General features: G+C 39.0%; 13 protein-coding genes. 4 read left to right on the top strand and 9 right to left on the bottom strand.

Annotated elements, in window-relative coordinates:
* Nucleotides 1-4 precede the first annotated feature (4 nt).
* The 4 genes from mnmE (at nucleotide 5) to NW211_RS10245 (ending at nucleotide 4089) form a co-directional block, all read left to right on the top strand.
* The gene (gene mnmE / locus NW211_RS10230) at nucleotides 5-1411 is read left to right on the top strand and encodes a tRNA uridine-5-carboxymethylaminomethyl(34) synthesis GTPase MnmE (protein WP_258327799.1); all 1407 of its coding nucleotides are present in this window, start codon (nucleotides 5-7) and stop codon (nucleotides 1409-1411) included.
* A 249-nt stretch (nucleotides 1412-1660) separates the two neighbouring features.
* Complete coding sequence (locus NW211_RS10235; protein ID WP_258327765.1) at nucleotides 1661-2557, top strand: helix-turn-helix domain-containing protein; 897 nt, start codon at nucleotides 1661-1663, stop codon at nucleotides 2555-2557.
* A gap of 92 nt (nucleotides 2558-2649) precedes the next feature.
* Complete coding sequence (locus NW211_RS10240) at nucleotides 2650-3756, top strand: site-specific integrase (RefSeq protein WP_258327766.1); 1107 nt, start codon at nucleotides 2650-2652, stop codon at nucleotides 3754-3756.
* Between the two features lie 159 nt (nucleotides 3757-3915).
* Complete coding sequence (locus NW211_RS10245; RefSeq protein WP_375379586.1) at nucleotides 3916-4089, top strand: hypothetical protein; 174 nt, start codon at nucleotides 3916-3918, stop codon at nucleotides 4087-4089.
* On the opposite strand, the gene NW211_RS10250 is transcribed toward NW211_RS10245, so the two are convergent.
* From NW211_RS10250 to NW211_RS10290, 9 genes are all read right to left on the bottom strand, one after another.
* The gene (locus NW211_RS10250) at nucleotides 4082-4246 is read right to left on the bottom strand and encodes a hypothetical protein (RefSeq protein WP_258327767.1); all 165 of its coding nucleotides are present in this window, start codon (nucleotides 4244-4246) and stop codon (nucleotides 4082-4084) included. The genes NW211_RS10245 and NW211_RS10250 overlap by 8 nt on opposite strands.
* A 487-nt stretch (nucleotides 4247-4733) precedes the next feature.
* Complete coding sequence (locus NW211_RS10255) at nucleotides 4734-9941, bottom strand: DNA-binding protein (RefSeq protein ID WP_258327768.1); 5208 nt, start codon at nucleotides 9939-9941, stop codon at nucleotides 4734-4736.
* Nucleotides 9922-11397: a DNA phosphorothioation-dependent restriction protein DptG gene (gene dptG, locus NW211_RS10260; protein ID WP_258327769.1), complete on the bottom strand. Its 1476-nt coding sequence runs from the start codon at nucleotides 11395-11397 to the stop codon at nucleotides 9922-9924. The genes NW211_RS10255 and dptG overlap by 20 nt, the downstream gene beginning before the upstream one ends.
* Nucleotides 11394-13064 (bottom strand): DNA phosphorothioation-dependent restriction protein DptF, encoded by a 1671-nt coding sequence (gene dptF / locus NW211_RS10265; protein ID WP_258327770.1) that lies wholly within the window; start codon nucleotides 13062-13064, stop codon nucleotides 11394-11396. The genes dptG and dptF overlap by 4 nt, the downstream gene beginning before the upstream one ends.
* 6 nt (nucleotides 13065-13070) lie before the next feature.
* Entirely contained in the window at nucleotides 13071-14414 is a 1344-nt protein-coding gene (locus tag NW211_RS10270) for a hypothetical protein (RefSeq protein ID WP_258327771.1), read from the bottom strand.
* Nucleotides 14415-14912: 498 nt separating this feature from the next.
* Nucleotides 14913-15692: a hypothetical protein gene (locus tag NW211_RS10275; protein ID WP_258327772.1), complete on the bottom strand. Its 780-nt coding sequence runs from the start codon at nucleotides 15690-15692 to the stop codon at nucleotides 14913-14915.
* Complete coding sequence (locus NW211_RS10280) at nucleotides 15670-16140, bottom strand: hypothetical protein (RefSeq protein ID WP_258327773.1); 471 nt, start codon at nucleotides 16138-16140, stop codon at nucleotides 15670-15672. Before NW211_RS10280 ends, NW211_RS10275 begins: the two co-directional genes overlap by 23 nt.
* Nucleotides 16141-16143: 3 nt before the next feature.
* Complete coding sequence (locus tag NW211_RS10285; protein ID WP_258327774.1) at nucleotides 16144-16431, bottom strand: hypothetical protein; 288 nt, start codon at nucleotides 16429-16431, stop codon at nucleotides 16144-16146.
* 206 nt (nucleotides 16432-16637) lie between these two features.
* Nucleotides 16638-16961, bottom strand: a complete 324-nt coding sequence (locus NW211_RS10290; protein ID WP_258327775.1) for a helix-turn-helix domain-containing protein — start codon at nucleotides 16959-16961, stop codon at nucleotides 16638-16640.
* Between the last annotated feature and the right edge of the window lie 256 nt (nucleotides 16962-17217).

Raw genomic sequence — 17217 nt, forward strand, 5'->3', positions numbered from 1 at the left:
CTCCCTGCCCCAAGATACCATTTGTGCCGTCTCTACCGCTCCCGGCCGAGGCGGCATCGCCGTCGTTCGCGTGAGCGGCCCCGAGGCCGTCGCCATCACCGACCGCATATTCCGCGCCCCCACCGGCAAACCGCTGGCCGAGGCCCGCCCCAATACCGCCCACTACGGCACCATCGCCGACGAGGCGGGCCACACCCTCGACGACGTCATCGCCACCCTCTTCGTCGCCCCCCACTCCTTCACCGGCGAAGATACCGTCGAAATCTCGTGCCACGGCTCCATCTACATACAACAGCAAATCGTGGCCCTGCTGCTGCGCCAGGGCTGCCGGCTGGCCACCCCCGGCGAGTTCACCCGCCGCGCCTTCACCAACGGCAAGCTCGACCTGTCGCAAGCCGAAGCCGTGGCCGACCTCATCGCCTCCACCTCGGCCGCCTCGCACCGCCTGGCCATCCAGCAGATGCGTGGCGGATTCAGCCGCGAGCTCGCCCGCTTGCGCGAGCAACTGCTCACCTTCGTATCGCTCGTCGAACTCGAACTCGACTTCAGCGAAGAGGAGGTAGAGTTTGCCGACCGCCAGAAACTCACCGACCTGGCCCGCGAAATCGAGCGCGTCATCAAGCGCCTCTCCGACTCGTTCAGCCTCGGCAACGCCATCAAAAACGGCGTCCCCACCGCCATCATCGGCGAGACCAACGCCGGCAAATCGACCCTGCTCAACCGCCTCGTCAAGGAAGACCGCGCCCTCGTCTCCGACATCCACGGCACCACCCGCGACGTCATCGAAGACACCGTCGTGCTGCAAGGCATCACCTTCCGCTTCATCGACACCGCCGGCATCCGCGAGACCCACGACACCATCGAGAGCATGGGCATCGAGCGCACCTTCCAGAAACTCGACCAGGCCACCATAGTCATCTGGCTCATCGACGCCACCCACGCCCCGCAAGAGGTCGAGGAGCTCTCCCGGAAGATACTCCCCCGCTGCCGCGGCAAGCACCTCATCATCGCCTTCAACAAAGTCGACAAAATCGACGACACCACCCGGCAGCAACTCACCCGACTGTACGAGCGCCTCACCCACGAGATGACCGACACCGCAATGATATTCCTCTCGGCGTCGCACAACCAGAACATCGACGCCCTCGAGTCGATGCTGGTCGATACCGTCAACCTGCCCCAGGCCGGCGAAAACGACGTAATCGTCACCAACGCCCGCCACTACGAAGCCCTCATGCACGCCCACGATGCCATACTGCGCACCCTTGACGGCTTGCAAACCGGCCTCTCGGGCGACTTCCTTGCCCAAGACATCCGCGAATGCATGCACTACCTGGGCGAAATCACCGGCCAAATCTCGACCGACGAAATCCTCGGTACCATCTTCTCCAAATTCTGCATCGGCAAGTAACTATCTGATTATCAAATAGTTAAATTGATTATAATCGATTAATATGGCGCTCTTTACGGGCGCCTTTTTTGTTGCTCAAGTATCGTTGATAATCGTTGCTAAGCCTTTTTACGCCATTTTTTGTACCTCTTGTGTACCTCACAAGCCAAAAGCGGGTTTACTGTCTGCCAGATGGTGGACAACCTGGAACGCCTTGGAACGCTGTGGTACGCAATGAAACAGATTTGGCGAACTAAAAAGATAATTAAAATGGCTAATAACATTGAAATTCAAAAGAAATGCGAGTGGTGTGGCACTATTTTTACCGCCCACAAAATCACTACCGCATACTGTTCACACAGGTGCGCAAACCTCGCATACAAAAATCGAGTTAGAAAAAAACGAATTCAAGAATTCCACTTGAAACATGATGCAGAATTAAAACCTAATTCTGAAAAAGAGTTCTTAACCCCTACTGAAGTTGCCGCATTTTTAGGTGTAGGCCGTACCTCAATTTATCGGTATATCAAAAACGCGAAAATCAAAGCAGTCAGATTTGATGGGAAAACTCTTGTACGGCGTTCGGATATTGATAAGATGTTCGACTACATTATTGCTTCCAATAATGAGAATAAGCCCAAAGAGAAAACTCCAATATCAGATTTCTACACCACAGCTGAAGTCAAAGAAAAGTATGGCATAAAGGATTCCTGGATATTTCACATCGCTAAGGAACATAATATTCCACGAACCTTTCAACGTGGGAAAACCTATTGGAGCAAAAAGCATGTTGATGACTACTTTTCAAAGAAAGCTCCCGATCCTGAAATCAAGGAATGGTACAGCACGCAAGACATGCAGGAGAAGTTCGGCATGACGCTGACGGCCATCTATTCTTTTGTATCAAAGAATGCCATTCCCAAAAAGAAAATCGGAATCATGGTGTACTACTCCAAAAAGCATGTGGACATTGCCAAAGGTCTCATAGCACCCGAAGAGCCCAAATACTACACTATTGCCGAAGCGATGGAGCGATTCAATCTGACACGAGATCAACTCTACCATTATGTGAAATACCACAATATTCCCCGTATCAAGGTCGGTAAATATACCAAGATCCTGCGGGCAGAGCTGGACAAGTTCTTTGAGCCGCCAAAGATAGAATGAAGCAAAAGTTATTTTCCGGTGATAAATACCACCATTAGAACACCTATTTTATTTGCAACAAAAACAAGTATTAATCAAAAAACAATATAGCTATGACACTTACATGCACCAACGTAACTTTGAGACAAAAGCCATTGCGTAACGACCGCATATCTCTTTATCTGGATTATTATCCGGCCATCCGCAATCCTTACACGATGAAGATGAGCCGCCGGGAATTCCTCGGCATCTATATCTATGCCAAGCCCAAGAACGAGCAGCAAAGAATGTTCAATCAGGATATGCTGAACAAGGCAGAGGCAATCCGCTGTATCCGTGTCCAGTCGCTTATCAATGAAGAATTCGGGTTCCTGGATAAGAACAAACAAAAGGTAGATTTTCTCGCCTACTTCCGGACTAAAGCACGGGAAAAGTATGAGAAATGGGATTGTGTTTATAATCACTTTGAGAAATTTGTCGGCGGCAAATGTACCTTTGGCGATGTCACCGTGGAACTGTGCGAGAAGTTCAGGGATTACCTGCTCAAATGCAAACAAATCAATCATCCCAATGCTTATATCTCACGCAATTCGGCAGCCGGCTATTATTCAACTTTTCGAGCCCTGTTGAAGATAGCCTATAAAGAAAAGATGCTGCGTGAGAACTTGAACGACTTTTTGGAAAAAATCGAATGGAAAGAGGTCAAGAAAGAGTATCTGACACTTGATGAAGTCAAGAAATTGGCAGCTACGCCATGCAAGATTCCAGTCTTGAAACAGGCCTCCTTGTTTGCCTGCATGACCGGCCTCCGTATCAGTGATATTCTGAAACTGGACTGGCGTGATTTTGAAGTCGGTCCAGATCAAGGCTATTACATCCGTATCTGCACCGAAAAGACAGAAACCGAGGCCACCCTCCCTATCAGTCAGGAAGCACTGGAGTTGTGTGGCGAATGGGGCACCGGAAAAGTCTTCAAAGGCTTAACCCGATCCATGACTCATCATCCCTTGAAACAATGGATAGCCGAAGCCGGAATCAGGAAACACATAACCTTCCACTCCTATAGGCACTCGTATGCGGTCATCCAAATCTCTTTAGGCACAGACATTTACACTGTATCGAAGATGTTGACACATAAGAATGTCACCACTACACAAATCTATGCTGATTTGGTTAACTCCAAGAAGCGAGAGACGGCTAATAAGATTTCGTTGAAATAATAAGAGTCATCTCTTTATCAACAATAGGTCATATCTGATAAATCTATCGGATATGGCCTGTTTTATCATAATAAAGAAGCTTTATCTGACAGAGTCCCTTATCTTTGATGATAATTGAATATCTAAATAATTACTACAGCTATGATAAAAATATATGAAATGGGAACTTATCCGGATTGCACATATGTAAAAGAGCAAGTAAAAGGCAACGACCTATATAAAGTTATTGATATTAGTCGGCATGTCAAAGATTTGAAAGCATTCCTAAAACTGCGGGATCACAATCCGGTCTTTAATGTGGTTAAAAGTGTTGGAGCTGTTGGAATTATTTAATCTTACCCTTTTCACTGTAACGTATCAAAGGTCTTTGTAATACGCCTAAGAGTTCTACAAAGCTCATATTATTAATTAGTTTCCCTTTGTCATACATTCTTTCGAACGGGCTCATATAGTCCAGTTTCTTTTCAACACAGGCAAATTCTTCTACCATAATTCCTACCAATCTTTCAAGTATCACATTATTATGTATGACATAATTTCAATATTATTATGTGAATAAATTGATACCCCTTCATGTTCACTCAAAAAATATATACTCATAGTAGTAAAGATAATGTACCAAACAGATACAGAAGACAATATTATTTCGTATATAATTATCTTCCAAGCACATAGTATCGACTCGATTTGTGGCTGTAAACCAAAAGTATAAACTACTTAAAGTTTGGATATTATCTTACATTTCTACAACAACTACTATCATACTTTAGAATTAACCTTTAAGAGAAGTTTACTAATAGCATTATTATAATATTTATTCATTCCTCCTATTTCCTTTAGCTTCAATATACCTTACCAAAACAGACTTATATTAACACTTTGATTCATGAAATATAAAGCCGGATTCTTGGGGGAAATAGATTACTAATCCACTATTTCAACATATTAACCAGGATCATATATTATTATTCTGTTTGTTATTTCGCTGAAAAACGCTCATCACTTTTTATAAGTTCGTAATATGGTAAAGTGCGAATAGCCTTTACTTCATTACCAATCTTACAAATACCATAGAACTTCTCAGCTTTACTCACAATATCAACATAAACCTGACAGTTTGGGTCGTTCGAACCAAAGATGTTTGCGACCTCTGCCTTTGTTATGTTATTCATATGAAGTATTATCCAACTGAGAATAAACTGTGAATATTCCTGCTTTGCAGATTTGAAATCTGATAGATTTTGTGTAGAAAGTACCATGCCCACACCAAACATCCGACCCTCACTGATGATATTACGGAAAGAGTTGAAGTCCTTGTTTAGGAATTGATGAGCTTCATCCACAAGAATCATGGCACGCAATTCTCTGTATGGGTCATCCAGTTTGCTTGCCCCCAACTGCCTCATCTCTTCATAAAACAAATCGAGAATCAAAGATACGATTACTTTCTTCGTATCTCCGGGGTATGGGGTCAAATCAATGACCTTTACGCCATCGAGCCATTCAAACATGGATACACACTTGCTATTATCTGAAGTGAAAATCATGTAATCTCTGAGCTTGTCGAACAAAGCGTAAGTCTTATCCTTGGCATCGTATTGTTCGAAATACTTGTCCACCACATTACTCATCGTTGGCTGTGGTTTGTCCCATGTAGAAGGATTGCCAGTAATTCCGAAATCATTGTATGTTTCAAGAATTACCTGCTTGATAGTACTCTGCTGCACCTGTCCCAATCCATATGCTTTTGCAAACGAATCGCTTATTCTATCTGCAGTTACTGCGGGCAGATTCATGAACTTGGTTTTATCTGTTACAACCAGTTTAAGAGGATTAAATGGGAAATTGAAGCTATAGCACTGGCCATTAACCTTGCTGAGAAATGCCTCTGTAGAATAATCATCTCCTTTATAGTCGAATATCAGCATCCCAATAGGATGGCCATCTACATTATGCTCGCTCTCTTTGGCAAACTGAGCAATGAGCGAAAGGGCAACCTGCGTCTTACCAAAACCCATACCACCAACAATACCCATATTAGGATGAGAAACCTTTGTTGTGTTATTGGCTTCAAAAATTATCGGAGTGCCCTTTCTATCCTTACCAATCTTAATCTTAACCCCCTGATGACATCCGTCAGTATCTCCTATAGAATTATCATCACGACATGGATTCACAAGTATTACTGAAGACTCTTCTCCCAGATCCTTATCTTCTGTATCGCCTTCTAATTCAAAAATATCAAGTGTATGAGGTGGTTTGGCATAATCTGAAGAACAACTTAAAGACATTGATGATGACAAATCTATTTCAGGCCTTGCTGTTACTACAATATCCGACTCTTCAACAAACTGTAGAAGAGCGCTGTCTGGATTAGCCACAATGCGATAGCAATCAGATTCCATCATACGAATGTGACATACAGGGACATCATCTATCCACTCTACACTTAATGACTTTGGTGTAGCATCTGAATAAACTACAAGTGCAGCCTTACCTATTTTTTGTGGAAGTTCTTCAATGATATTGAACTTTACATTGAGCAACTCATAACGCGAACTATTAACTTTATCATAATCAATATCAGAGATAAGATCGTTGGCACGCATCTTCTCCATATTTGATAAAAATTGTGATGCAAACAATGCTCTGTAAACCTTTCTGGTAAACGTATCTCCTTTGAAAAGAACATTCTTAAACGCCTTATTATAGAGATTTGCAATCTGAATCTCACCCTTACTGACAGAATCATTGGCCAGAACTTTAACCTCTACTGGATAGAAAAACACCTCAAGCACGTCATTGTCATTACGACGAATACCCATCATCAGTATATCATCAGAAATAGGGCCATCAAGCCCAAGATCTTTCTTCGAAAACAATCCATCCTGTGTCATACCTATGGACCCAGTAGCACGTACAATTTCATCAAGTGCAATAGGTGCCCAGACGATACTATCAGTACGGTTAAGGAAGTGCTTCATAACAAAACAAGTTGCTACAAGACTCATCTTTTCGCGCATAATAAGCTCTGGCTTCCCTGCTATATCCAATAGCCATTTGCCATTTAGGCAATTGAAATAGCTAATCATCTTACGACTAAAATTCTCACTCGTACCAATAATCGACTTGAATGTTTGGAGAGAGTTAAAGAGCATTTTATTGTACTGGATAACATGCTGCGTCACTGTTATACTCTCCAAACGTGCAGAGATAGAATACTGTTCAACGTAGTGCACAACATAAATATTCTTCTGTTTATAGAAGAAATCAATATCAACCTCTGGATAAACAAAAGTTACCCAAGTAGAATTGTCATAAACCGATTGCAAGAAATCTGCATCTTTGAAACTGTACCTTTTGGCAGTACATTGGTCAGGACAGTATGAAGCCAACCCTTCATTCTGTAAATTGGCATAAAGACTATTCATATCTCTCGCCATCTGATATATCGGACTATCGTTTTGCTTCAATCCACGTGTACCGAACCCCATCAAATAATTACTTCCATTAAGATTTGTGGATGGAATTGAAATAAGACCATCAAGAGAAGTTTCAGTCCTAAGTTGATTAGCCGGGAATGGAGTATAGTTTGCTCCTGAGTCAATCTTATAGAATGTCACATGACTGTACTCACTCATCTTACGAGTATCCTTAAAAGTGTGCTTATAATAGCTCACTCTGCTAAAAAGCAAACGAATAATTTCATTCAGTTCCTTATCTTCTATGTTAAAGTTATATGCTTCAAATAATTGAGAGATATTATCACGTGATGACTGACGATTAAGTTTCTCAAAAAAAGTATCTGACAACATGTCTTCAACATATTCGTGAATTTCTATTCGTTGTACACTACCTTTCTTTCGACTAACATCTATAAAGCCAACAATACCACGGACTAGATCAACAGATTGTGACAATCCTATGGCACTAATACGAATAGGACAATCTATATCAGGGAAATAATATTTGAAATTGTCGATAAAGTTCTTGATCTTATCCGTTATCAATTTTGATATTGATTTAGAGCCATAAACATGCTGTGTATTATCTGCTTTGTCATATTTCACCCATGTGAGAATATCTTCTGTTTCAGTGCTGCTGATAGCTTTCAACACACTATTCCCATAGTAAATGTATGGCATCAAGTATAGAGGTGATAGTTCATTGATTACCTTCTTGTTATACTCTTTCGAATCAACAGATTTAACCATTTGCAAAGCATATGACACCATAAGCGGATGGAAAGGAGACAGCATTATTGTACCATCTTCCTTCTCAACAACACCCAGTTTGGCTATATTAAAAGAATCAGTATTGCTGAAGCTTTCTATTGTTGAGATGTTTTGCATATTATCATGTACGGCTTCAATGTAACGCTCATAAAGTCTACATAATTCCTCATCAGGTCGTATGAATGAAGGGACAGTATTCTTGGTTTTGAAATACCTGAAGATTTCCAAGAGTGTAGAATCAATAGCGTAAGCAATTGAGAGGTTTTGTGTCTTTATATCATCTTCACCACTAAATTCATTCTTCTCAATATATAGATAAGGGACTTCCATATCTATCATACGTTTCTCCAAACTTGCCAACTTACGGAAACGGTCATGAATGTAAATAGGGCCTTGTGGCCCATTGACTGTACCAGTAATATCACCATCTTCACCATTATGTGTATAGCCACCGCCTTCTTCTCCCCAAATAGTATCAATAACAGAACCTGGAGTTAAAATTGGGGTCTTCTCTCCTTTATATTTGAAACGTATATTGATAATTTTATCACCAAACTTAAATGGAATGATAGGTTCCTCTGTCGCATTATGATCAATATCGATATGAATAGCAGAATCGTCATCTAACTCAACTGGTGACATTCCGTCATATGCTATTAGATCTGTACCCAAGCCAATAGTGAAACCATCTTCTGAGTCAGGTACGTTAACTACAATATTTCCCTTCGCATCAATGGTAAAATAATGAGCAATACTTTGGAAAACATTCTTTGTCTGCAATAGAACAACTGACACCTCATGATAGTTTTTCTCGTCTCCGACTTTGTCTTTCTGTACCTTCTGAGTTAAAGTAAATACAAGATTGCATCCAGATACTTTTGCTATCTTACCATGTACATAATCCTTTAGTTCCTTATTAAAACAAGCCTTAAGAGTTCTGGAAGAAAGAATAGGATCGCATACTATAACAAAACTCTTTGAGGTCTTCTCACTCTTCGGACCTATAATGTTAACCAAAAGTTCTGCATTTCCATCGACTTTGAATTGAGGTCGTGTTATAGTCGGATTACCCACGACAATATCATGGCTCTTACGAATTTCCTTGTAATCAAGCATTTTCCAATCAATCTTACCACTTGAAATCTTGCTTGCTAGTTTTGCGTCTAGATAGGTACATAGACGTTTGTACTGATCTTGCTCATACGCTTCACTCATCATTTCACTAATGATGGCAAAAGCACTAGCATTGTCTTTTACACGCTCCTTGATATTGATGTCTGTTGCAGCAAACATATTATCATAAATCTCAGAATCTTCGAAGGTATCAAGCTGGGCAAAGCTACCTTTCAAATTTGATTTTTGAAGGATGGAAAGCACAGGTGCAAAGTCAAACAGTGAAGTATAATTATCCTCAAAACGAAGACGGTTAACATGATTACGAAGATACTCCTTTTCTATAATATTGATCTTGCTGTCTATTTTATTGTAGATCGCTTGGGTAATAGAATCCAGGCACAGAGGATAAGGCTTTTCTTGTAAGTTTCTACCTGCACTCAACAAGGTCTCGATGGCATTATTGCCAGGAAGGATGAAAAGAGCTGCCATCTCGCTAATAGGATTATCTACTACTCCAATATTGTTGCGTATCATCGTTTGAAATCCATCACCAGCATCATCACAACCGCTCACAATAATCTGCGTTCCGTTATTTGTACAAGTAAATGCCACAGTATCATATTCAGATGCCCCAATACCATATTTCTCATAACCAGGAAAACATATCTTATAGTTATGAGTAAAAGCTGAGTTATGAAGTGCCTTATAGAAGTCACGACGGAGTGTAACATCTTCTATTACTATGTAAAATTTATCCCCTGGTTCTACATTAATTTTCTTGAAATAACGAACCAGCAACTCTTCGATAAGAAAATTAAAAAACAATTCGTACATATTGTGCCCCTCCGGAATCACTCTTACGCTCTAAAAGGTTTAACTTAAGTAAATAATCACTAATGGCATTCTTTGTCTGGAAGGAAAAATCAATACCATACTCATGGAATCTTTTATAGAGTTCCTCCATACGTATTCTATCTTCCTTTGCCATCATGGCAACAAGAAATAGCAGCATTTCCTCGTCAAGGACAAGCACACTGTAGTCTCGTCTCTTTTCAAACATTTTGATACTGACAAGAGAATAAAGTGCCACTTTCATACGTGGATAGTCAATCGACTGATAAGTTAGACAACGATCCAAAAGAAGGTCCACAAACTCTTCAAAGCTATTGATATTTATCTCTTTCTTATCAGCAATTGGATGTGGTTCTGTGTCACGGTCATCTAGCAGTTCGTATTTGTAATCCTGATACGTATTAAGAACCTTTTCGCATATGGATTTCGCTTCCTCAGTAAATTCCATTTTGCTGAAATGTTCCAAAATGGAATGAAATGTCATGAGTTCCTCCTCATCCTCAAACATAGAGTTAAGAATATCTAGTGCCTGCGCATAGGCAGATAACTTATTGAGGAAAGTTTCAGGGAAATGATCTTGAGCCGACCAACCTTTCTTTACTGCAGCCTGTCCTTCTGATACGCGCTCAGATGACAACATGAAAGTTATCGGACGTGGCTTGTCTGTTGAGTATTGCCAATTAGCTTTATTCATGAACATCAGTGTCTGCATAAGTGAGTATGATGCATAGAAATAAAGCATTAACGGCAAATACTTTACAACGATGTTGTTGTTTTGCTTCATCAACCATTTGATATCCTTAGAAAATTGAGCTTTTACGAAAGGTAAAATGAAGTATTTGTCACGTTCTGCTCGGGTAACGAAAGAATCCTTTTGCAAGCATTCATTCACCACTTCAGAAAATAGGTCTTTCTCTTTCGTATCAAACTCCACATCTATATTTTCAGCAATAGACACGTAATAGTCAGCAATCTTAGACTGACCACTCTTGTATTTATTCACTCTCTTATCCTTCTCATAGGCTTTACCAAAATACTTCATAGGTACGAAAGAAAAAAACGAGAGATCAATAACGTTGATAGTTCCATTTTCAAACATCACATCATTGAACACTTTGATAAAGCGCTCAATATCATCGGTAGGCATCTTAAACTTATCAGTCAGTTCTTTACGCAAAGTTTCTTCGGTGTCCTGTGGAGAGTAGATTGGTTCAACCGTTGAGTTCACCTTAATACGATAAAACTCTCCTGCAACACCATTCAAGCCACAGTTACCATCATATACACTTCCGCTTATAGGGTTAAGAGTAAAGGGGAGTAATTTCTGTTTCCCTGTTTGGAAGTTATCTTCTAACTTATCCTTAATCATGCCCGTCTTTTTATCTTTCTTAGGTTTAATGTATTCCCTGAGAAAGTTTGTTTCTGAGAATCCTATCATTTCAATGTGACTTTTTTACCAAATGTTCGTGATAATGTTAACTGTTGATTATCAGAAGTAAGGATAATCACCTTTTCTTTAAAATCCGTCTGTTGTACTAGATTGCTAATAAAGCCATAAAATAAAAGGTTGTGATTGCGGTCATCAGTTTGTGCCAGCTTTCCATTTTGGATCTTACATAAATATTCATACAATTGATATTCTACCTTAACTGGCGGTACAGGAGTGTTTATCTTCCAATAAGTATCTATTTCAACGACAAACTTGTTACGATTGTTTACATCAAAAGGTACTGCTCCCTGAGGGGCGGGCTTCAAGTTGTCACAACTAACAAACATCTTGTATTCTTTACCCTGTATATCAAGAGGAATTAAGTTTTGTTTATCCGTGTACGAACCATATAAATGAGGAATACTACGTTGTATTGTTTCGTAAAGAGGGAATAAACGATCTTCATCATTATCATAGTAACCGCATAGTATACTGAGAAACGATCTATATTCAACAGATTCTGAGTGATACTTCATCAGATGCTTCATCCGAAACAGAAGTTTCGAAATATCCCCAATGTTATATCTGTTATTCTTGTAATATTCGTCAAGGATCTCAAAAAAACGTGGATGTAGCTCACTTTTGAGAATGCTAAAACATTCTTCTTCAGGAATCGCCACTGATGTAAATAACTCTGCTAAGTAGTCATTATGTTCAATATTACCATACTTAAGCGGGTCAAGCATTGCCAGACACTTCATTATCTTATTTTCTCCACCTTCGAACAAAAGGTTTGGTAACAGCGATTTAAAGAAGTCCTTGGTTAGATTGAATGTTGCATATGTATCTGGAATAACGATTCGATAGATGAAATCAAACAACTCACGAGGAGTCAACATCAATTTGAAACGAATAACTGACTCAATAATAATTCTTACAATGGTTTCTTGTATAGCAGGAATACTGAGCAATTGGTAATTAATATAACAAGGGTCAAAATCTACCCCAATTGGTTTAGAATTATTAAATGCTATTCGAAAAAGATTGTCACATGAATCGTCTGTAATTTTACAAAGTACCTTTTTAATAAAAAAAGAATCGACTGGATATATGGAATCTTTACACTCAGGGAAAAGTTCAAAAATCTGATGATTGGCAAAAGATACAATCCTTACACGATTTGTTTCTTTATGGCGTAGATTGTCCTCGTCGAAGAGCGTCTTTGCACAATTAGCAATTTCTGAGAACTCTGTTTGTACTTCGTCATCATCGATAAAAGCGCTCAATTTTCCCATGTTAATAGCTACAAGCATCTTTGTAGTTGTTGTATGGAGAGTTGTATCCTTGTAGTTATTAAGGAAGATTTTCAAAGCATCAATAGATTCAACGTTTGGCCAAGGACTTTCAGAAGCATCATTCCTAAACTCAAAATCAGTATACTCCTTCTTTAAGGTTGAAATCATATGCGATTTACCATCACCGGCACTACCTACTAGAAATAAAATACCACCTCCTTCAATGCGGATCTCATCCATTGCATCTCTGACGGCCTTGTCAATAGGTCGTTCAACGTGCATATAATTATCAAACTCATCAAGTTCCAAACCACTTTGAACAGATTCTTTAGATCCTTGACATAGTCTTCTAAATATTTTTACAAGAGCTGTATCGTCCATATTTTCTTATTCTTTCCAGTTAGATGGATTTATTGTCGATTCATATTTCATCTTAAATAAGGGTTCAATCAGTTTCCACTTATCTGCAAACGTTTTTTTAAAATCTTGGTATGTCGCAAGTGTCTTACAAATTTTTGTAGACGCAGAATGCTCTTCCTGATAAGACTGGTTTCTAAACACAAATTCCTCAAAAGACATTTTCTTATAAAACTGAGGTTGATTACACCATCGCGCCACCTGTGTATAAATGTTACCAAGACGATGGTTCGTATAATCAGCGTGACGCATAACATAACTAAGACAACCAAAGCTCATCAGTATTTGAATTCTGCAGAACAGATAATAAACATCTGTAAATAACTTTTCGTCATCATCAGCAACTAGTTCGTAACCACAGAACAAATAGAACTTAGTTGTCTTTGTAGGACAGTGACGCTTCCATATTTTTAACTTACGTTTAATTAGTTCACGGTCTTTCCATTGGTCAAAAGCGAAAATGAAGTCTCCATGATAAGGAGCTCTACAGAGCATTTCAACACGTTCATCATCTAAGACACGTTCATCTAATCCTTGTCGGAATTGAAAAGGTTTGCCTTTATCAATAAGTTGTTGAAGCAATACTTTCCAATTTTTATAACATAAAAAGTTATCATCCCAAAGATAAATGAACGGACGACTGTCATCAACAAAATCGTTAAGATTGGAATATGGCAAAATACTACGTTCTCCCTTATTCACACAAAATGAACATTGACGGATGCAACCACGAGTAAGAAACCCAATACTATAATCAAGATAATCCTTGTATTTCTTACGACACTTTAACGCTATTGCATCTATCTCTTGTGCAGTTGGAGCAATACCGTTTTTCCTTTTCAACTTTGCACTTTCAATATTAACTTTTTTTTCAATCTCACGCTCAATATAGGGAATATAAATATTATAATCCGGCATTTGATGAGCCATTGAAAATCCTGGTAAAAATGGATCCATAGCAAGTTGGACCATATCTTTGCGACGCATCTCGTCAAACTTTTCTCTATCTTCCTCTGTAGCATAGAATCCCGTACCTCCCATCTGTAGCTTATTTCTCCATGTTTTCGGATGTTTCGTTTGAAAATCTGTAACGAACTTAGGTAATTTGGTAAATGCAAAAACACGAGAAAGATAAACTCGCTGATAGCATTCCAGATTTACCTCATTATCAATAATTAATTCATAAGGTATACCATGGTCTCGAAAATAACCTGCCAGTGTTAACAATACAAGATTTGGATGACGCGTTCCATTATCTAACAGGTCTGCATCAACCAATCCTATACATTTTGAAGCTCCTCTCTTTTTCATCATTTTATCCAATCTTATATCAACCCACAGCAAATCCTTCACATATACATCAGAGAAAATACTATTTTGAAGATAAAATCGACTCACGTATATCCCCACTCAATAGTGTAAAGATTTATCATAGGTTGTCCAAGAAAGCTGAATGGACATAACTGCATCATTTAATAATGGTGCAAATAGATTTTCCCAATTGTACAGCCAGCTCTTATCAGCTTTTGTGATCAATAATTAGATTTAATCTGCCTTTGTTTTCTATTTTTTTTAACTCATATGCAAAGATATTGAAATAATGATAAAAATAAGAATGGTCCGATCAGAATTTGGAGATTTTGTGCTTTTCGAAACTTTATAAAAAAGATAAGATAATTTGATGAATACGAGAGACATTCTAACAAATCAAGTCCATCAAGATCACTTTATTCTTTGACTTCTTGAATTTAATTATGCTAGAGAGATCCCTATATACCGAATTCAATATATTGTTTAGCAACCTCAGTATTCCTATGAGTCTTCCAACAACAGAGTCTTATTACTTTTTTTACCTAAAGTAGCAATCTGCTCAATACCACGCTTAGATAAGGATAACTTTACAGTAATGTCTTCAAAGAGATTATCGAAGAAGTTCACGTAATACCTTTTTTCAAAAGAATGTCGTATTCTCCTCGTTGGTTTACCAAAAGTTCCAGACATCATGAGTGAAGGAGCTATATGCTCAGAATCTATATGTTCCTCATGATCATTTACACAGTCTGGCTTCAATTCATGAACAGTTCCGATAAAACTCACCATCAATTCTGGGAAAGGTGTCAAATGCTTAGCTTCGCAAAAAGTGACAAGACTCTCTTGGGGAATATATGAAAGTATTCTCTTGGTTGTATAGTAGTCCTTAGTTTCCGCTGGGGTATTGGAGTTTGATATTACAATGTCAGGCGTTGTAAAAACTTTCTCGTCAAATGCAGACTGTACTGTAGCATTGTGATAGATATAAACAACTTTACCATCACCGTGATTATTCTTTTTTGTCGCTTTAAAATATGAGAAATTCTTTAACAATCCTGTTGGGCTACACTTAAACTTGAATTTTCCACCTTGCAGGTTCTGTACTTTCAACTCATAGCCTTTCTTCTCATAATAGCGAATGACAAAATCATAGCAAGTCATCTCAAAATAATCACTTATTCTTTTTGCATGCTCTGCAAGCAATATCCTATACTTGTTTGAAAAGTCAACTAATTCCTTTTCAAAGTCTAACGGAGCTTTAAATGGAGTCGTTCTCTTCATATTCCTTTTGATAGAGCAAATCTTTGCAATTTCTCAGAAACTGAATAGTCTCAGAGTACTCAAAAAACACAGGTTCCAGCTGATACTTATTTTGGAACTGTCTAAAATTGATTACTGCGGAAAGAAGATGTCTTTGTTGATCTCTGTCAAGTACCTTTTTACCAGCTTTGATTGCACATTCTTTCTCCATTCCGAGTTTCTGGTTAACAGACTTATAAAAAGATACAGCACCATACATGTGTCCAATTACATATCTGTAAAATATACTAATTGCCAATAAAGTCTCTACTGTGGATACATAGCCTTGGAGCATCTGATAATGATTCTCAGAATTAGCCCATATCCGGTCAATTTCCCTTCTTCTACTATTATATTCAAGATAGATAATGCGAGTAATATCGCCCGGTAATCCGTAAGTCAATATGTTTATAATAGGTGACTGTTCCATAGATTACGACTTTTGAACCTTCTCAATTATCCAATCAAGCTCTCTATTCTTTCCTCCGGCGTTTTCTTTCCTCTCATGTTCATCAACATCTTGGCTGTATTCTGAAAAGACAGTCAACAAAAATCCAATACTCAGTACATTCTCCAATATCATCTGATACAGATACTCCCGGCTCTGATTATCCTCTAATTTTTCTACAACCTCAATGGCCACCCTGAACGGGGAACCATGTACACCAAGGTCAAGACCTCTTTGCATAAGTGTTACTATGGTTCTACGATATTTAGCCATAACTAGATTCTCTATCTTGAATTCTTAGACACAAAATATATAATATTCCCAATATTTGACAAACAAAGTTATCAATTAAAAACGAAAATCTCACTCTTTTGGAGAAATTTATTCCATAATAGACTCTTCCCCAAGTTATATCTTTTCTATCTCATAAATCGGACGGTTATTCCGCCCAGAATCCATGTACTCGTACAAACGATGAATCAAGGTTGAATTCCAAGTTCCTTTTTTATTTTCGCGGGCAGAACTTTCCCTTTCCGGTTAAGGAACTCCTCCACTTCCGAAGCCTTGTAATAGGTACGCCCATCAATCATATAGTAAGTCACCAGTTTCTTCTGGCGATAACGGGCAAGGGTACGTTTTGTAACACCAAGCAATTCGCACATATCCTGGTTATCAAGCAGCTTATCCCCTTCAAAGGCTGCTGTCTGTCGATTCATACGGTTCAATCTGGCTTCGATTCTATCAAACCGTTCCATTATCTTTTGGAGCATCATCTGAAATGTCTCCCTGTCTATCTGTATCATAATGAGTTCTGTTTTTTAGTGTAATAATTCCGTTAATTACACCGTGTTGCGCAACAGGTTTCATTATGTAAAAGGACAAAACGTAGACCAACGAAGTATTTTGTTACGCAAGAGCATGACAAGATATTGAATAACAGTGAGATAAAAGATTTTCCGCAGAAAAAAACGAGACTGATTGAGGTATTGCAAATGCAAGTACATGCAATCTCCTATTGCAATGTTTTGCAATAAGTCAGATAGATTCCGTTCCTGAATG

This window comes from Barnesiella sp. ET7 (assembly GCF_024733785.1).
Lineage (GTDB): Bacteria > Bacteroidota > Bacteroidia > Bacteroidales > Barnesiellaceae > Barnesiella > Barnesiella merdigallinarum.